Source organism: Fulvivirga ulvae (assembly GCF_021389975.1).
GTDB classification, from domain to species: domain Bacteria; phylum Bacteroidota; class Bacteroidia; order Cytophagales; family Cyclobacteriaceae; genus Fulvivirga; species Fulvivirga ulvae.
This window is the reverse complement of record NZ_CP089981.1, coordinates 3,405,648-3,424,690: the sequence shown is the minus strand read 5'-3', so window position 1 is coordinate 3,424,690 and position 19,043 is coordinate 3,405,648. Positions and strand designations below refer to the sequence as shown.

General features: G+C 38.4%; 18 protein-coding genes and 1 tRNA gene. 6 read left to right on the top strand and 13 right to left on the bottom strand.

The annotated features are described in order from the left end of the window. Positions 1–46 precede the first annotated feature (46 nt). Positions 47–982, top strand: a complete 936-nt coding sequence (locus LVD17_RS14460; protein ID WP_233767829.1) for a hypothetical protein — start codon at positions 47–49, stop codon at positions 980–982. 115 nt (positions 983–1,097) lie between these two features. Here the strand turns inward: LVD17_RS14460 and LVD17_RS14455 are convergent, their stop codons facing one another. The 13 genes from LVD17_RS14455 to hflX form a co-directional block, all read right to left on the bottom strand. Further along, positions 1,098–1,715 carry an HPP family protein gene (locus tag LVD17_RS14455; protein ID WP_306416005.1) on the bottom strand — a complete coding sequence of 206 codons (618 nt, stop codon included), beginning with the start codon at positions 1,713–1,715 and terminating at the stop codon, positions 1,098–1,100. A gap of 294 nt (positions 1,716–2,009) precedes the next feature. Beyond that, positions 2,010–2,336, bottom strand: a complete 327-nt coding sequence (locus tag LVD17_RS14450) for a DMT family transporter (protein WP_233767828.1) — start codon at positions 2,334–2,336, stop codon at positions 2,010–2,012. Between the two features lie 187 nt (positions 2,337–2,523). Beyond that, positions 2,524–3,261, bottom strand: a complete 738-nt coding sequence (locus LVD17_RS14445; RefSeq protein ID WP_233767827.1) for an SDR family NAD(P)-dependent oxidoreductase — start codon at positions 3,259–3,261, stop codon at positions 2,524–2,526. An 80-nt stretch (positions 3,262–3,341) separates the two neighbouring features. Then, positions 3,342–3,908, bottom strand: coding sequence for a Crp/Fnr family transcriptional regulator (locus LVD17_RS14440; protein ID WP_233767826.1), 567 nt, complete (start codon positions 3,906–3,908; stop codon positions 3,342–3,344). A gap of 134 nt (positions 3,909–4,042) precedes the next feature. After that, on the bottom strand, positions 4,043–4,927 hold the full coding sequence (locus LVD17_RS14435) for an alpha/beta fold hydrolase (protein ID WP_233767825.1): 885 nt from the start codon (positions 4,925–4,927) through the stop codon (positions 4,043–4,045). Between the two features lie 63 nt (positions 4,928–4,990). Further along, positions 4,991–5,554, bottom strand: coding sequence for a TetR/AcrR family transcriptional regulator (locus LVD17_RS14430; RefSeq protein WP_233767824.1), 564 nt, complete (start codon positions 5,552–5,554; stop codon positions 4,991–4,993). 100 nt (positions 5,555–5,654) lie between these two features. Beyond that, the gene (locus LVD17_RS14425) at positions 5,655–6,083 is read right to left on the bottom strand and encodes a DUF1330 domain-containing protein (protein WP_233767823.1); all 429 of its coding nucleotides are present in this window, start codon (positions 6,081–6,083) and stop codon (positions 5,655–5,657) included. 264 nt (positions 6,084–6,347) lie between these two features. Then, the gene (locus LVD17_RS14420) at positions 6,348–9,023 is read right to left on the bottom strand and encodes an ATP-binding protein (protein WP_233767822.1); all 2,676 of its coding nucleotides are present in this window, start codon (positions 9,021–9,023) and stop codon (positions 6,348–6,350) included. 155 nt (positions 9,024–9,178) lie between these two features. Continuing rightward, a complete protein-coding gene (locus tag LVD17_RS14415) occupies positions 9,179–9,763 on the bottom strand; it encodes a biliverdin-producing heme oxygenase (protein WP_233767821.1) in 585 nt (194 codons plus the stop codon). Positions 9,764–10,335: 572 nt separating this feature from the next. Continuing rightward, positions 10,336–11,163, bottom strand: coding sequence for a hypothetical protein (locus LVD17_RS14410; RefSeq protein WP_233767819.1), 828 nt, complete (start codon positions 11,161–11,163; stop codon positions 10,336–10,338). A 114-nt stretch (positions 11,164–11,277) separates the two neighbouring features. Continuing rightward, positions 11,278–11,406, bottom strand: a complete 129-nt coding sequence (locus LVD17_RS28490; protein WP_255702590.1) for a hypothetical protein — start codon at positions 11,404–11,406, stop codon at positions 11,278–11,280. Between the two features lie 491 nt (positions 11,407–11,897). Continuing rightward, a tRNA-Arg gene (locus LVD17_RS14405) sits at positions 11,898–11,969 on the bottom strand. Positions 11,970–12,027: 58 nt separating this feature from the next. Next, positions 12,028–13,200, bottom strand: coding sequence for a GTPase HflX (gene hflX / locus LVD17_RS14400; RefSeq protein ID WP_233767818.1), 1,173 nt, complete (start codon positions 13,198–13,200; stop codon positions 12,028–12,030). A 216-nt stretch (positions 13,201–13,416) separates the two neighbouring features. On the opposite strand from hflX, the gene LVD17_RS14395 reads away from it, so the two are divergent. The 5 genes from LVD17_RS14395 (at position 13,417) to LVD17_RS14375 (ending at position 19,043) form a co-directional block, all read left to right on the top strand. Continuing rightward, complete coding sequence (locus tag LVD17_RS14395) at positions 13,417–14,523, top strand: glycosyltransferase family 4 protein (protein WP_233767817.1); 1,107 nt, start codon at positions 13,417–13,419, stop codon at positions 14,521–14,523. A gap of 54 nt (positions 14,524–14,577) precedes the next feature. Continuing rightward, the gene (rfbC, locus tag LVD17_RS14390) at positions 14,578–15,129 is read left to right on the top strand and encodes a dTDP-4-dehydrorhamnose 3,5-epimerase (protein WP_233767816.1); all 552 of its coding nucleotides are present in this window, start codon (positions 14,578–14,580) and stop codon (positions 15,127–15,129) included. A gap of 72 nt (positions 15,130–15,201) precedes the next feature. Next, complete coding sequence (locus LVD17_RS14385; RefSeq protein WP_233767815.1) at positions 15,202–15,966, top strand: polysaccharide biosynthesis/export family protein; 765 nt, start codon at positions 15,202–15,204, stop codon at positions 15,964–15,966. 1 nt (position 15,967) lies between these two features. After that, positions 15,968–18,319, top strand: a complete 2,352-nt coding sequence (locus LVD17_RS14380; protein WP_233767813.1) for a GumC family protein — start codon at positions 15,968–15,970, stop codon at positions 18,317–18,319. Further along, positions 18,312–19,043, top strand: coding sequence for a tyrosine-protein phosphatase (locus LVD17_RS14375; protein WP_233767812.1), 732 nt, complete (start codon positions 18,312–18,314; stop codon positions 19,041–19,043). Before LVD17_RS14380 ends, LVD17_RS14375 begins: the two co-directional genes overlap by 8 nt.

The following is a 19,043-nucleotide window of genomic DNA, read 5'->3' as shown; positions in this document are numbered from 1 at the left end:
ATTATCTCCATCTCTCTACAGTATCAGCTATTAAACCCCAAAGAATATGAAAACGATAGTCGCCATACTAATACTCGGTACTCTCGGATCATCCTGCTACCTCCACATTAAATTTTCTGAAATGCAGGCTGAACTGATATCTTCAAAAACCAAATCTTATATTTTGGAAAAGGAGATAACATCTCTGAGAGAAGAAATTAAAAATAAAACTTACTTTGATTTTAATAACAATGAGTTAGTTGTAGATAAAGTTATCAGTAAATCTCTTGAAATAAGGGATAATAATGAACGAACAAGGTATCTGATTAAATCAGGGGCGGATTCAGAAATATTTGAGCGATATTATGATAATGCCATGGTCGAAAGGCTTCAACTAGGTATAACGAGCAATGGCACCTCAAGGGTCCGGCTTTTTGATGAACTGGGAAACAAACGCATTTCAAGTTCAGTTTTGCGAACAGATACTGAAAATTCCTTTGTTGCTACTACTCATTATTTCCCTGATGAAGATCCTGCACACTCTACGACAGTTACCAATGAATACGCAATAACCAATGTATATGATTTACACGGGAAAATAAGATTACGCTCAGGAACTATTAATGGTTTTGGCTTTAACGGGTTCTATGATAATGCCGGTAAAATCAGACTTGAATTAAATACCAGCCCTGATTCCAATGCCAATATTCTGTTCTCCGATAGCAACAAAAATCAAAGGATGAGGCTAGCCCAAATGAGTACAGGGGAGACCGGTATCTATCTTTTAGATAATTACGGAAAATATCGCCAGGGATTTGGGATCAACACCAATGATGTCGCTTTTATTGAATCTGTTAATTCAAATAACAAAGTGATGTTCGGGTCTCATACTTATTCAAATGGCAAAAATAAAACATACATATACAAAAGTCCCGGCAAAAACCTGTGGGATCTTTGGTCGGATGTTCTGACTGCAAGAGCTTCATTGCGCCTCCTGAAATAAGATTGTTTATCTACCTGGAAGGGTCATATTTATTAAACTAAATGAGGACATCAGGATATGAAAGGAACCTCTTCTAAAAAATTTATGAACGAGAAGTCAGCTCTTATTCCTGATCTCAATTCTTGTTAAGCCTCCTTGATGCACTTCTTATAGGGCCTATAAACCATTTAAATGTTCGGGAAAACCTCCCTTCATCAGGATACTTCCTCTGGGAAGTCATATTATTAACAATTATAGCTACCGATAAAAGTATAATTACACCTGATAAAACAGGATAAACAAGATATGCATACCCTAATGCTTTTATTTTCTCCGAACCTGTAACAGCTATTAGGGCAGTGGCCCCTCCCGGAGGGTGTAAAGTTTTGGTATACTGCATGGCCATTATTGAAAGAGAAACGGCTAATGGCGCAGTCAGCCAAATAATATCCGGCATGATTTTAAGAACTGATACGCCTATGAAAGCGCTGATGACATGCCCTCCTATCAGGTTCCTTGGTTGAGCCAACGGGCTTTGAATAACACCATAAATTAAAACACTGGTGGCTCCAAATGACCCTATCAAAAACAGATTGTCATAGTGGGATAAGTAAACACTTTGCATAAATGCAATAATGCCAATACCCAAGAAAGAGCCCAGGAATGTCCAAAATTTCTCTCTATAATCTATAAGTGTCTCTTTATAAACGATATACCTGCCTATCCGGTATGTACGCTTTATCTGTTTCTTCATCAGGAGTCCTAATTTAACCTGCAAATCTTATTAAAAACTAAGGACAAAGTAAATAAAGTACATTTTAAATCTTTTAAAGTATTTTTAATTTACTATTAAGAAGCAATGTATATTAACCACATTTGACACTTGCGCTTCTTCGTCCATAATGTACTGTTGAGAAAATTTATCCGGCCTATGCAGAAAAAAGAAATGAGGTTGCAGGCTTTCTTTAATAATTATTCCAGGTAGTCGGCTTTAGTGCCTGATCCAGGTATGATCATAGAGTTTAGGCTTATTTTATGAGGTTAATTATTAATGTGAAACAATTTTCAATCCTACAATTGATGCAATTAATGTTGAAATAAAAAATAGTCTCCAAAATGTAGCCGGCTCTTTAAAAATCAAAATACCAACTATTACCGATCCCACGGCTCCAATACCTGTCCAAACCGCGTAAGCTGTCCCGATGGGAAGTTCCTGAGTAACTTTCACAAGAAGTAACATACTCACAGTCAAACATATAAGAAAGCCTAAATACCAATAGATTGCTTCAAGCCCTGTAGCCTCTTTGGCTTTGCCCAGGCAAGCTGCAAAAGAAACCTCAAAAATGCCGGCAATAACTAATAATATCCAATTCATTTATTACTTAGTTTCTTTGTACAATTATTGATTACGGGCCTAAATGTAAACACTTAAGTAAGGTTTACAAAGGTTTATAGATTCATAGGATTTAAATTTACGGCAATTTAGGAAAGTAAAAGCCTCTGGTTTGCTGGTTAGCATGTGACATGAAACCCCTGGGAAGGAGGCTTCATGACCAAAACATTTACCAGGGTATTTCACCCGTTTCCGGATTAGTTTCTTCACTGAAAAATTGACCTGAAGGTCCATCCTGACTAATCAATACATATTTGATGATTCTGCTGGCAGCTACCTCCACATCTCCTCCATTGTAAGACGTGAATCCTGTGCTTGTATAACCGGGGCAAACGGCATTTACCTTAAAGGCCGTATCGCGTAATTCATAAGCAAGGTGAATTGTATACATATTTAAGGCCGCCTTTGATGCACCATATACTGCATATTTGGCAAAGTTATAAGCTGGCCAGTTGATATCACTTTGTAAGGAAAGAGACCCTACACTAGAACTTACATTCACGATTCTGGGCTCAGGTGAATTTCGCAACAAATCAATAAATGCCTGCGTAACTCTTGCCACTCCAAATACATTGGTGTCAAACGTAAGCATAAACTGATCAGAAATTGCCTCGAGCGCGGTATAAGGACTGTTACCACTGATACCTGCATTATTAATAAGTACATCCAATGTAGATACTTTTTCGCCAATTTCTGCACGGGCCTCTCTCACTGAGTCCTCCCTGGTAACATCCAGTTGTATTACCTCTACATGGTCTAGTCCTTCCGATTTCAATTTTTCAACAGCTGCCTCGCCATTTTTCAGGTGCCGGCTTCCAATGAATACATAAAATCCTCTTTGCAGTAAGTGCTTTGCTGTTTCATACCCTATGCCTCTGTTGGCTCCGGTGATCAGTGCTTTTTTCATTTTGTTTTCTTTTGTTTTAAATTCATCAAGCAAAGATCGTTTGGTTGATACTAAGGCAGTTTACCAAATGTTAAAATAGGTTAACGGATATTCCTTCTTATTCTGCTTAAGGATTGCTGCGTAACTCCTAAATAAGAGGCAATATACGTCAACGGAACCCGGTTAATAAGTGCTGGATAATTTGCCATAAACTCTAAATAACGCGTAGTGGCGTCTTGTGATATTACCGGTGCTTTCCTGGATTTTTGATACATACATCTTTGCACCATCTTGTTTTTAATATTGTCCCAGTCCAGTATGGTTAGCGAAAGCTCATCCCAATTTTGCCTTGAAAATACGATAAGCTTACAGTCGGTGCAGGCTTGTAAATATTCGGAGGAAGAGATATTCGATTCGAAATTAACATAGTCAACCACCAGGTTATTTTCGCTAATGAAACAGCGTGTAATTTCCTCTCCCCGGTTATTATAATAGCAACCGCGAATTACCCCTTCTACAATAAAGCCAACTTGTTTTGGAATTTTTCCTGCCTTGGAAAAGAATTCATCCTTATGAAGGGTCAATTCCCTTGCCTGGTTTTTTACCAGGTTAATTTGCTGCCTGTTTAAGTTACCAAATTGTAAAATGTACTCAATCAATTCATTCATACCGGCAAGTGTATTAAAGTTTAAACATGACAGATTTATCAATTGGTAAAAAGTAGTGCGGAATATGCTAAAGTTGTACAAAGATTATTTAAAGCGCAAGTCATAAACACTTGCGCCAATACAGAGTGAGCGTACTATGCCACCTTGCCTGCTGATTTAGTTTTCTCCACACTCTTCATAAACGATTTGATTTTTTCCATAATTATATCCCCATCTTCTTCCAGTGCAAAATGTCCTGTATCGAATATGTTGTAGTCAATATTTCTGACATCTTGTTTGAATGCTTCGGCACCACTTTCAGGGAAAAACTCATCATTCTTTCCCCAGACAATGAGCAAAGGAGGCTGATGTTCCCTCAAATATTTTTGCCATTTGGGGTAAAGTTTCAGGTTGTTTTGATAATCATAAAATAAATCCAGGTTAACCTTATGCGCATGAGGTTTGGACAGATTCAAAAAATCCAGATTCCAGGTATCGGGATTAACATGCTCCGGATTTCTGGTTCCATGCGTATATTGCCATTTGAGACCGTCTTGTGTGAAAGTGGGTAATAAAGCCTTTTCTGTCTCTACGTTTCGGTTTTTCCATAGTGCTCTTACTTCCTTCCATGCTTTGCCCAATCCCTGCTCATAAGCATTGCCGTTTTGATTGATTATAGCTGTAATTCTATCCGGGTAGGCTGTGGCAATTCTAAAACCAACAGGAGCGCCATAGTCCTGTATCATTATGGCATAAGAGGTGAGCCCCTTGTACTCAAGAAATGAGTTTATTGTTCGGGCTAAATTATCAAAAGTATACTCATACTCATCGGGTGAAGGTAAATCACTGTTGCCAAACCCCGGGTAGTCCGGCGCTATAAGGTAAAAATCATCTGACAACTGATTCAATACTTTTCTATACTGATGAGAGGAAGAAGGAAAACCATGCAATAACACAATACAAGGATTGTTGGGATTTCCTGCTTCACGATAGGCAATATTAATACCACCTATTTCAACGGTTTTAAACTTTGTGTTCATATCTGATAGTTTAGTGTGAGCTCTATTTTACCGAACATTCGGTAAAATAAAATTAAAAATTTTTTAACTGGATAAATAATTTCTTTTTATAAGCTGTAGAGAATTCTCAAAGATACTTTCATCATTCATCACCTGGCTTAGGATGAGGCTGCCCTGGATCTCTATCAACGTTTGAACGGCCATTTCTCTCGCTACTTCGGGAGTTAGTGCCAATGATAGCCCTAAATCTATAAATGCACTTATCCATCCCTTCATACCGTTGCTAAGGCTTTGTTGAAAAAGCTCCAGACCCATTTGCATTGAAAAAGCCCTAAAAATACAGGTCTCCTTTCCACCACCATAGAGTTTTCTGATATTCACCAGGCCTTTTTCAAGTCTTTCTTCAGGTAAAACGGACAAATCCGTTAGAGCAACGAAAATATGATCTTGAACCCATTTCTCCATATGATCGAGAACCGACTCCGCCATTTCCTGTTTTCCATTAGGAAAGCGGTGATACAAACTGGCCTTTTTTAATCCTGTTTCGTCTGACAGCTCTTTTAAACTCGCTCCCTCATACCCTCTGGCTCTGAAAACTGAGGTCAGGGCAGCTAATAAATCCTGATCTAATATCTTTGGTGGCCTCATGATGCAATGATGGCATTAATTTGGTTAATTACCAAACGTTCGTTAAAATACTTTTAATTTCCACACCCCTCAGTAGTTGAGAGGCCAGGCTTTACTTATGTTAAAGGTTTAGTGTATTTTGATTTATTGGAAGCAACCGCGAATCTTCCAAAGCAGCAGTCCGATGACCTGCGGTCTTCATATAATCTTTACTTTGTGATAATGCTATAAATCTTTCTACAGATTCATGCTCAACAAGAAGTACGGCATCCCAACATTCATTTTCAGGTCCGATGAGAAAATTTCTGCTGCTACCATAAAATAATATTTTGCTTCCAGCTTTGGTTAGCTCTGGCATGGTATACTTAAGGTATAAACCGTAAGCTTCCTCACCTGAAACTTCATTAGCAGGCCGCAGGTTTTCAAGATTTGAATAATCAGCCTTTGATTTATACTTTAGCAAATTCAACATTACCACTTTTCCTTTTCCATTAAAGTCTTGGTAAAACTTCTTACCAGATTCTGGTTCTGCATCTAAGTACTTTTTCATATTAATCAATTTTTATTTGTAACCCGAGCCTGTTTTTTTAACAAGAAGCATCCGCTTAACAAAACTATTCCCTTTATTAAAAGCCTTATTATCAACCAAGTACTCACAGCATGCCGACACAGATCGTTTTTCAGCGTATACAGGCACTTTAATATAGCGAATTCACCCTATAATTACATTCAGATTTATCAATTGCATCAGTGCAGGAAGCATAAAAATATTATAAGCCATGACCATCCAACCTTTATCAAGGAAAGAATAAAATTACTGTCCGGCATACTTTAGCAACAGGCTTTTAAACTTTTGAATATCCAGCGGTTTGATAAGATATTCATGAAACCCTGCTTGTTCAGCTTTCAGCAGTTGTTCCTTGTTTCCCCATCCAGAATGTGCAAAAAATATTGTATTCACAGCCTTATCGCTTGAAGATAATTGTTTACACAAATCAAACCCGCTCATATCCGGAAGGCCAATATCAAGGATGGCCAGGTCCGGCTGGTACTCGGGAAATAACTTTATGGCTTGTTCTCCGCTGGAGGCTACTTCAATTTTGAATCCTGATGATTCCAGTAGTATTTGCAAAGTTGCTGTTACATCTTCATTATCATCTACAATCAACGCCTTAGTTCTTTCATTAATGGTGTCAATGTTATTACTTTCATTTTGTTTGTGACTCACATGGTGAGCTATTGGAAGTAAAACCACAAACTCACTGCCTTTTCCAATTCCGTTGCTGCGGGCTAATATCTCACCTTTATGAAGGGATACCAGTTTTTTCACAAGCGTCAGTCCAATACCCAACCCACCTTTTGCATTGGAAGAGTGGGCATCCATCTGTGTGAACATATCAAATATGGAGTTGATCTTATCGGCAGGAATACCAAGGCCATTATCTTTGATACTAACTAACACCTCATTATTTTTTTGCTTTACAGTTACAGATATTTCACCGTTATGATCCGTGTATTTAGCAGCATTGTTAATAATATTTACAAAGATTTGCGACAAGCGTGTAGGATCACCCATAGTGTAGATCGCTTCATCGGGCAGGTTTAGTTGGACCTGATGCCCTTTTTCTTTTATGATTTGCTCACAGGTCTCTACGGCATCCGTAACAACCCTTTGAATCTCCAGCTGTTTTTTTTCGAGCTGTACTTTATCCTGCGTTATTCTTGAAACATCCATCAGGTCATTGATCATAGTTGTCATATGGTCAGCCTGTCGCTTTATCATTCCTATAATTTTCTTTTGTCTGTCATCATATTCGTCTCCTTCCAGTAGTGCGATGCCGGCTGTAATAGGTGTCAGAGGGTTTCGAAGCTCATGTGCCAGTGTCGCTAAAAATTCATTCTTATATTTGTTTTCCAGCTCCAGGTCATATATATCCTTTAGCATTCTGCCCTGGGTTTCCAACGCATATGACATAAACACTTTATTGAAACGCTCTGCCACGACGATATCGCGGTGGTCCCACTCTTTACTCTTATCCTTGATTACTTTTTCATGTACCTTGAAGGAGCTTCTGGGCATAAGTCTTTCTCTCTTAGACCCGGTAGCTCTTTTCTCATCAGGGCTCCCCGCCCACCGCTGTACTTGTCGGTGCTCTTTTCTGAACCAACCGGTGAAATAGTTTCTATGCTCAACCAAAGGCATAAATAATACCCCTCTGATATCATTCAAGCTGTCCTTATCATCAACCATTTTTATAATGTTTGTCGCATCAAACGGGTGATTGTCTTTTTTCCGGGTATTAATAAACAGATCACGTACCAGATTCAGGTCGGGACAAGTGCCGATAACAATGGTTTCCATCTCGGTATGAAATATAAAGCCATCAGCATCCATAATATTCAGAACCTCCTGTTCATTTTCTTTAAAAACATCGACAATATGATTCTGCGTATCGGTTTTATCCAGAAGTTCTTTGATAGCTATATCCGTTTGTTCCTTTCTTTGTATATATAACTCTTCTTCTTTTGCATAAAGATGCCAACTAAAAAGCTGACTGATATTTTCACATTCCAGCCGAACGTCCTGAGGGACATAACGCACTTTCCTGCTATGGCACGAAATCATCCCCCACAGCTTATCATGGGTTACGAGGCTCATTGAGAGGGACGCCTTCAGGCCTTGGTTTCGAATATATTGTCGGTGAATCGGAGATAAACTTCTTAAAATTGAAAATGTTAGATCAAGGGGCTGGCGTCCACTTTCCTCCGCAGAAGGTATCAAGGGAGATGGGTCCAGATTTACATTAGGGGTAAGCCGTACCCAATTCTTTTTGTATAACTCCCGGGCCTGAGCTGGAATGTCAGAAGCCGGGTAATACAATCCCAGATAAGATTCTATATCATCTTCCTTGGCTTCCGCGATAACATGACCTGAGGCGTCCTCATTAAATTTATATAGTACCACACGTTCCATATTTGTTATATACTTGATGGTGTCTACTATTTCCTGGGCCATCATACCAAGACTCTTGTATGTTTTGAATCTTGGTGCAATTCGTGTAGCATAAAGTTTTGAAAAATGGGCAGCAGAATATGTTTCCCTAAACTGGGCGGCAGGCTCCAATTCTATAACAAACAGATCGCCGCTGTCATAAACTACAGTATTAAACGTTTTTTCGCAGCCGTCCTTAATGCACTCTTCTTTAAACCCTATCCTTAAAGGGAGCCGGGTGTTCTGGTTTTTAGCACGCTTATAGGTCTCTTTAAGAAAAGCCAGTTCCTCTTTATCTTCGAGAAGGTCAAAGAAATGACTCCCAATAATATTATTATGATCCTTTAGCAGGTTTTCTACATTCTTGCTTACAATTTTAATTTGTCCATAATCTCCATCCAAGGCAAACAAATAACCGTAACCTTGTATTGACTCAGGAATATGTATTGGTTCATCTTCGCATTTTTCGAAGTTAAGTTTATCAATATCTAGCGTCATCGGATCAAATAATTAAGATGGTTTGATTTACTCAAATATAACTATACTAATAATTGTTACCATAATTAATCTGACAAACTCCGGAAATTAGTACGTGGCTCATGCTATACCCACCAGCTTCTGTTGATCAGTATCTGGTCTCTGTAATTAAGGCTTTAAGTGTCAGCTAAGTTATACATATCTTTTCTTAACGACTTTATTATGGTCTCAAAAAACCCAAAAGCACTGATTGCACCGTCCACTACTGTGTGTTCGTTATGCCTACCTTCCTTTTCGAGCAGCTCTAAGAAAGCTTTCCAGGCAACCCCGGTTAAAGAACCATGACCATGAATAAACTTACCACAGCGCTTTTCGTCGAATGCAGATATCTTCATCATGTTTCTAAGAATGACCTGCCCTCCTAACCCGGAGCCCTCACTCACATATGCTGCGCCAAGCAACTGAGGTTCACTCCAGCCTTCAAAATAATTGCCGACAAGCGGTTTTTCAGGCAAAAACTTCAGGAAACTTAAGTCCTGATAAAGTTTATCACTTTTGTTTCTATCAAAATTATTCCACTCTGGCTGCTTTGCAAAGTCAGTATTGGTAACTACAGGTTCGTAAGCTTGGTGAAAATGAAAATTTGCCCGAAGAAAGAATCCATACCAATTCATATCGAAGCTTTTTGCATTTGCAAAAAGGAGATTTTCTGTTTTGGCATGTAACGAACCAGTAGCTTTTCTAAGTTTCTCAATGAGCATTGGCACTAAACTTAAATATAAGGATACTTATAAATAGCAAAATTGAAATTTTTCGAATAGAAATTGCCCTTGACCAGCAATTTATTAATTTTTATTTACGCACCATTCAGACTTACAATAAAACAACATGTTTTTTCCTCTGAAAAATTTAATAAAAATCCATCAGAGATGCCCAGCTCACTGCGAAGCCTTCATCAGGTTTACATCATAGTATTGTAATTAACGCCAATACTTAGGTGGAACACTGCATGCTACCTAGATGATTTGCAAGCACTTTCACCTTTGGTCATGGACTCACGAACCTAAATTTAAAACAGAAAAGCCGATAATCTCACGATAATCGGCTTTTCGTAGCCCCTCGCGGACAAATATCGAACCTTTTACTGGCAGATTTGAACGCAATCGAGGTTTTTGAAAAGTTGGCCAGTAAGATTTTAACCTAACATTTGACAATATGAAACGGTTGGGTTTTCGGAGCGCGTTCCTGTCCACAGACGTGTAAGCTGAAGCGAGAACCAAAACCCTCACAAACCACTGAACCCCAACTGTTTTATATTGTGCGTTAGGCAAAGTTATTGTTTCATCAATTCTAATATTATTGGCAATCCTATTTCTTTGGCTGTCTTAAATGCACCATTACCAATATTTTTCAAATATGTTTTTAGTGAGGATTCGTCTTTTATTTCAGAAGCTTTAATTGCATTTAGAATTAATTCTAAGTCTTCCTTATTTGAAATATTATTCTGGGTTTCTAATTCCTCGTATAATTTATTCAGTTCTTTTAATGTGTTATGATATTCCTGCTCAGATAATTTTCTTTCGTTAGTAGGAAAATTTATCGTTAATTGAACTTGTTTTGTGAATTTTAAATCTATTGATGTTTTAAATTCTTCTCTTTTGGTCTTACTTAATTTATCTCTATAATCTTTCTGAGGTATTGCCAAAACATGTACCTTTATCTTTTTATGCGATTCTCGGACTAGTGATTTGTCGATATATGTTATTAATTCTGTTTTAAGCACTCTCCTATCATTTAAAAGTGTGCCTGGAAAATATTTGATTAATTGAGTATCACCGTATGATTCCTCGACCCCTTTTGGTAAATCAATATCAGCAATTTCATTATAAAATCTGATTTGACCTCTTCTAACTTGTTTCGGATTAACGCAAAATTGAACTTCTAACTCCTTAATCCTGTCTTTAAGTTCCATGTTATGGGCAAAATGTCTATGGTCAATATGAATATTCATAGTATGCACATAAACAAAGAAATTCTCAATATTGAAGTTTGTTAAAGCTGTCAAATTAAGAGCTTTAGTCTTTAGGTAGCTTAATTCTAGTGGGTCTAATATTTGTTTGAATTGTACCTTTATTCCAAAAAATTTCTCAAGATTGGTCATTATGTTTTAATTACTCTACATATCTGAGTTGGGGTGAAAATCTTTTCCTTTTCATAAAAACAGTTCAAATTTAAGTGGTTATCTACTTTTAAACTGTCCTATTTTCAGGGGTGATTACACCTGCTCTCTGGAAATAGTCCATCTGGATTTAGATGGAAGACTTGAGTTTCTATGATAGGACACAACCATATAAGCCGTATCTTTTTCCTCCAATTTTATTTCTGTGTCTAATTCTATTTCCATGGTTCTAGTAATGGCATATAATATCTATATAACAGTGTGCTTGTTATTTCACATATAGCTATTCATGCACTATGATCTGAACAATAAATACTTAATGATCACAAAGCGTTTACAAACGACAAAATCGGGTGTAACAAGCGCTTTAATTTAATCAATTCGCTCAAAATCTCTTTCAAAAATTTCCCAACTGCACAATCTACTTTCCGAAAGAAATATATACGCTTCCGAGCGAAATTTAAAGCTAATCAATGTATAATAACTTTGTCAATACCCAACCTTGGGTATATTGATAGAAAAAGTTAATAAAATTTAGGCAACCCATACGAGGAAATCAAACCTCTTAATTAGCTGTATTTCAGTTTATTATGAAATAGTGCAGAATCACCACTGTTTTAGAAGGGAAATTATCGAAGTGGAAGAAATGAATAACACACTGATTATCAATAACATAAAATTAAAAAACCGATTATCATGCGATAATCGGCTCTTCGTAGCCCCGACAGGAATCGAACCTGTATCTAAAGTTTAGGAAACTTCTATTCTATCCATTGAACTACGGGGCCATAGTTTTGGGGATGCAAATATAGATAAAAATTGAAAATGGAAATAATATTTATGCTCTTATAAGTCTTCCCCATGCTCCTGCCCCAGGTAATACTCGTCTTTCAGGTAGTTCGGGAATATTTGGTAATGTCTTTTCTTGACTTTCTTCGATATAAGATCTTTCAGGCCATCAAGGTTTATTCCTTTATGGGCAGACACAAATACTTTTCCATCATCCTGCTCCATATGTATGGAGTGTATCTTTTCTACCGGTTCCTCGTCTTCATTCTCCAAAAGGTCAATTTTGTTGAATACATAAATTGTAGGTTTGTCAGATGCATCAATTTCACGAAGGGTTTCCTTCACCACTCTTATGTGATCTTCATAAGCCGGGTGTGAAACATCAACTACATGCAGCAATACGTCAGCCTCTCTTACCTCCGCTAAGGTGGACTTGAAAGATTCAATCAGGTGATGTGGTAATTTCCTTATAAAACCTACCGTGTCTGACAGCAAAAAGGGTATGTGATGGATCACAACCTTTCGAACTGTTGCATCTACAGTGGCAAAGAGCTTATCTTCGGCCTTCACATCGCTTTTGGACAGTATCCGCATCAGGGTTGACTTGCCCACGTTGGTATACCCGACCAAAGCCACTCTCACTATATTGCTCCTGGACTTCCGCTGTACGGCATTCTGCTTTTCGATCTTTTCCAGTTTCTTCTTAAGTACCGAAATCTGGTTTCTGATCATCCTTCTATCTGTTTCTATTTCCTTTTCACCCGCACCTCCACGAGTACCGGTGCCTCCACGCTGTCTTTCCAGGTGAGTCCACATTCTGGTCAGCCTGGGCATCAGGTATTGGTACCTGGCCAATTCTACCTGCGTTTTGGCCTGGGCTGTCTGGGCTCTGTTAAGAAAGATATCAAGGATGAGCAAACTGCGGTCATAAATCTGGCAGTTTAAATCTTTCTCAAGATTTCTTAGTTGCGAAGGAGAAAGGTCATCATCAAAAATCACCAGGTCAATATCGTTCGCAACCACAAACGCATGAACTTCCTCAAGTTTACCCTTACCTATAAAGGTACGCTTGTCCGGCTGTTCCAGTTTTTGTGTGAATATTTTTTCAGTTGTTATATTAGCTGTCAATGCCAGAAATGCCAGCTCGTCAAGGTGTTCGTCTACAATCCTGTCATCCTCGCCTTTTTTGGCAACACTAACCAGTACTCCTTTGTTGCTTTTATCGTCCATATATAATATATTAATACTATTTAGAGATTTTTATGTTTCATTTACCAATCAACCGACAAAATATAATGTAAAGTTCATATGACAACATGCCAAATTTATGGTTACATTTGTATGTTTATGCAGAATAAATAATTGGGAAATAATGATAATTAAGCAAAGCTATGAAATACCAGTAGTATTACTTATTATCAGTGGAAAGAATAATAGTTGGCAGTTATGAAAGTGGCAATAGTTTTAAACACCTCCTGGAATGTCTATAATTTCAGGATGGGCCTGATCAAGGCTCTTCGTGAAAACAACCACGAGGTGATCGTTATAGCTCCGGAGGACGAATACTCCAAAAGGATCAGGGATACAGGTTGTGACTTTCATAAAGTCAAAATGGACAGTCGGGGTGCCAATCCTATCAAAGATTTTGCCCTGATATTTGAGCTCTACGGTATCTATAAGCGAACAAAACCCGATGTCATTCTCCATTATACAATTAAACCCAACATTTATGGCACGCTGGCTGCCAGCCTTTTGAAGATCCCAACTATAAACAACGTCTGCGGGTTGGGAACAGTCTTTTTACAGAAAGGCCTGGTTTCTAAAATTGCATTATTCATGTACAAAGTGGCCTTTCGCTTTCCCAGAAAGGTGTTCTTCCAAAACAATCATGACTACGAGCTTTTTATTAACGAAAAGCTGGTAAAAAAGGGGATAAGCGATATACTGCCCGGATCAGGTATAAACCTTTCGCAATTCCCCCCGCTACCTTTTAAAAGAAACAAGCGTTTTACATTCTTACTTATCTCGAGGCTTATCCACGATAAAGGAGTGATCGAATATATTGATGCCATAAAACAGCTTAAAACCCAGGGTGTTGATGCCCAGTTTCAGATCCTTGGCGCCAAGGATCCCAAACACAAAAGAGGCATTAAACTGGAGATCATTGACGAATGGATCAACAGTAATATCGTTGAATACCTTGGCACAACCGATGATGTAAGAAGGTTTATCAGGAATGCGGACTGTGTGGTATTGCCATCTTACCGCGAAGGTACCCCCAGGACTCTGCTTGAAGCCGCAAGCTCAGCCAAACCTATTGTGGCTACTGATGTTCCCGGGTGCAATAACGTGGTTCAGGATAACTACAATGGCTTTTTATGCAAGCTAAAAAGTTCTGAAGACCTTGCTGATAAAATGCAGGCCATGATGAATCTGGATGATCAAAAAATTGAGCTTTTCGGAAAAAATAGTCGCGTAAAGATAGAGAATGAGTTTAGTGAAGAAATTGTCATCTCCCGCTACCTCGATTCGCTAAAAGAATTAAACATATAAAAACTTTACTTCGTTAGCAGAGAGTCTTACTTTAGCGCTAAAAAAATTTTCCATATGACTATTAAAGAGACTGGTTTTCAAGGACTGGTTGAAATTTTTCCCAGGATATTTGAAGACGATCGAGGATTCTTTTTCGAAGCTTACAGCAAACAGGTTTTTAAAGAGCACGGCATCAACTATGATTTTGTTCAGGATAATCAATCCTTTTCAAAAAAAGGTGTCATCAGAGGGCTGCATATGCAACTCGCCCCATTTGCCCAGGCCAAGTTTGTGAAGGTCATAACAGGAAAGGTTTTGGATGTAGTGGTGGATATGAGACCGGGATCAGAAACACACGGCAAGGTTTACTACTGTACACTGGACAGCCGGCTCAATAATAGCTTAATGATACCTGAGGGGTTTGCCCATGGTTTTGCCGCGCTGGAAGATTCGGTATTCAACTATAAATGTAGTAATATATACAATAAAGCTTCGGAAACAGGTATATTGTATAATGATGAAACTTTAAATATCAATTGGGGCATTGAAAATCCTATAGTTTCAGAAAAGGATCTTCAGCTACCTACATACGCAGAATTTGTAGCCAGAAATGAAGCTGTCCATTAAGGACAAAAGCTGCTTGAGGCTTATTTTAATGGCTCAAGCTCCTTATAAAAACTGTTCATTAACTTGCAAACTTTGAAAAATAACTATCTCTACCTCGTAAGTATATGTCTGCTTTTTTCAGCCTGTGGCTCCTACAAGCAAAATATAATGTTTAAAAAAGGTGATAATCCGGATATATCAAAAATAGAAGAGGCAAAACAGCAGGCAGAGAGCAATTATATTATCAATACCAACGACTATCTGGATATACAGGTGTTCACCAAAAGCGGGGAAAAACTCATTGATCCTGATTTTGCACTTTCAGCAGGAGAAACCCGACTCAATGAACAAAATGCCAGACCCAGGCTTCAATACCTTGTAAAGCAGGATGGTTTTGTAAAGTTACCCATGGTGGGCGAAGTAAAGCTGATGGGAATGACGATCAAAGAGGCTGAGGAGGTATTACAGGAAAAATATGCAACTTTTTATAAGGATCCGTTTGTTAATCTCAGGTACCTCAACAAACGCGTAATAGTACTGGGAGCAATTGGCGGCCATGTAATTCCCCTGGAAAGCGAAAACATAAGGATAACCGAAGTGTTGGCCCTTTCCGAAGGAATAGACAATAATGCCAAAGTTCAGAATATCAGGCTGCTCAGAGATGACGAAGCTTACTTCATCGATCTGAGTACCATAGAAGGCTACAGGCAGTCTAATATGATAGTAAGGTCAGGAGATATTATTTACGTAGAGCCGATAAGAAGGCCATTTACTGAATTTATGAGAGAAAATGGACCTGTAGTATCAGCTTTGAGCAGCGTTGTATCGCTAATTGCTGTTTTAATAAGCATTAACTAGTTTGGAAAATAAGACTTTAAACCACTCTGAAATAAATAAACCTACAGAAGGTATAGACTTTGAAAAAGCACTTACCGTGCTTAGAAAAAGTATACTCTGGGTGCTGATTATTTTTATAGTAACCAACCTCGGTGCCTATCTTTACATAAGATGGACCAAACCTCTTTATGAATCGGAGTCAGAACTAAAACTGGATGTTAAGTCCGATGCTACGGAACTGGGGCTTACCGGCCTCACTGAAAACAAAAACCTTAATATTATTTCAGGTGAAATAGAGCTTCTCAAATCGAAGCTTTTCTTCAATAAAGTAATTGAAACAGTAGACTTAAGTATCAGCTATTACACAGCTGGCAAGGTTTTAAATGACGAAAAATTCGAAGCGTCACCCTTTATTGTTGACTACACCTTAAAAAACCATTCTCTGCTTGACCGCCAGATCTATGTGACGATACTGGACAATACCAGGTACTCCATAAGCTTTTTTGATGATGCCAATTCCAACACCAGGACTTACAAATTCGGTGAGCCTGTCAATACACCTGACATCGAATTCATCATCTACCTCACAGAATTTTTTGCACCTCAGGGAGATCGCAACTTCTTTTTTATCATAAACAGTGAAAGAGCACAGATCAATTATCTGAGCAGGAATTTAACGGTTGAACCCCTCAATCTGAACGCCAACACGATACGTATTGCATTTAAAGACCATAATCCGCTAAAAGCGAGAGACCTTGTAAATGCCATTGACACACTCTACCTGAACTACACCGAAGAAGAAAAAAACCAGGAGAACAAACAAAAAATTGAGTGGCTCAACAGTGAACTAAAACAAATCGAGAAGCAGCTTGAAGGCTATGAAGATTATTTCGAAAATTTCACCATAAAAAACCGGACCAACGATCTGGATGAAGACCTGCGCAAAACCATCATTGCCATTAATGCGCTTGACTCTCAGCGGTATGAACTCACTAAAAAGGTTGAGGCTACAGAACAGATACAAAACGAATTAAAAAAGGGTGAACTCAACTCCTTAAACTATTCCCTTGGTGTATATCCCAAATATATTTCAGATATGCTTACCGAGCTGACAGACCTTCTTAGCGAAAGGGAACGGTTAAGACTGTCATACAATGAATCTACCTACGCCTTTAAAAAGAAAGATCAGGAGATTGGTAACCTCACCGATAACCTTCAGATACAGCTCAAAACATTGACTGACAGGTATACCTCTGAAATCCAGGACCTGATGATCAGGAAAAGGAAACTGGAAGACAGCTTTGTGGAACTGCCGGGAAAAAGCACAGAATTCAATAAAAACCAGAGGTTTTTTAATCTCTACGAAGAGTTCTACTTATCACTGATGCAGAGTAAGGCGCAGTTTCAGATTGCAGAAGCCGGAACTACTACTGATTTTAAAATACTTTCATCTGCTACTCTGCCCCAGGAGCCTATTTCCCCTAATGCATTGATAATTTATGGTATAGGATTGGTCGCCGGCTTTTTTCTGAGTTTCGTTTTTGTGAGCATACGCTACCTTCTTCATAACAAAATAAGCACCGTGCATGAGATAGAAAGGCTATGTGGCGCTCCTATTTTGGGCTCTATTCCTAATACTTCCGAAAAAATTGGAATGACCCAGCTGGTCATTGATAAAAAACCAAAGTCTGCGGTAAGTGAGGCCCTGCGATCCATACGCACCAACATTGAATTTATGGTTTCGGGTGGGAAAGACCGTGTGATATCTGTTACCTCTACTATAGGAGGAGAAGGGAAAACTTTCGTTGCGGTAAACCTCGGAGCTATTATAGCACTTTCTAAAAAGAAAGTACTTCTGCTTGACCTGGACATGAGAAAGCCAAGAGTCCATCTGGCTTTTCAGGATAAATACACGGGTAAAGGGGTGAGCACTATATTGATCAACAAACACTCCATAGAAGAGTGTATCCAGAAAACCACAGTAGAAAACCTCGATTATATTCCGGCAGGACCTACACCTCCCAACCCTTCAGAATTGTTGCTGAACGGGGAGTATGACAGCCTTATCAATAAGCTGAAATATGATTACGACATCATCATACTGGACACACCTCCCGTTGGATTGGTTACGGATGGTATTTTGGCCATGAAAAAGGCTGATCTGGCCATCTACATTGTAAGGGCACATTATTCAAGAAAAATATTCTTAAACACCCTAAACAGGCTCACCAGTGTAAATCAATTTAAAAATATTGCTGTTGTTTTAAATGCTACGTCTAATATTGGGGCAAATGGCTACGGCTATGGTTATTATGAAGAAAAATCTGAATCAGATAATAATTTTATAAAAAGACTGTTAGGCAAACGTGTTTAATTTTTTCAAAAAAAAATCGGCAAAACCGGTTGACCGCTTACGCACTGATGTTCACTCCCACCTGCTGCCCGACCTGGACGATGGTGTAGAAACCTACGAAGAAGCACTAAAGATAGTGAAGGGCTTCAGTGACTTAGGTTATCAGAAACTTATCACTACACCGCATATTATGCGTGATTTTTACAACAATAGTGAAGACGACATCAGGCTTAAAATCATTGAACTCAATTCACTCATTAACCAAAAAGGACTAAGTATAGAAGTGGTGCCGGGAGCCGAATATTACCTGGACGAAACACTGCTGGAAAACATAAAAAACAGCAACAAGGAATTTCTCACTTTTGGCGACAATTACATGCTTTTTGAGACTTCATTTATGAATGAACCATTTTATCTTAAAGAGTTCATTTTTGAAGCTAAATCAAGGGGGATTAACCCGATAATGGCACATCCTGAAAGATATACTTATATTCACGGTAATTTTGACGTTGCGACCGACCTCATTGACCGAGGCGTATTGTTTCAGGTTAATATTAACTCCTTCATTGGGTACTACTCAAAAGAAGTTAAGAAAACCGCGGAAAAACTGGTGGATGCAGGCTATGTTCACCTGCTGGGTAGTGACTGTCACAACCAGAAGCATTTCGATGTTTTGCAGAAATCAAGAACCGAAAAGTATTATTATAAAGCCTTACTGTTACCTTTAATCAATTATACACTCTAA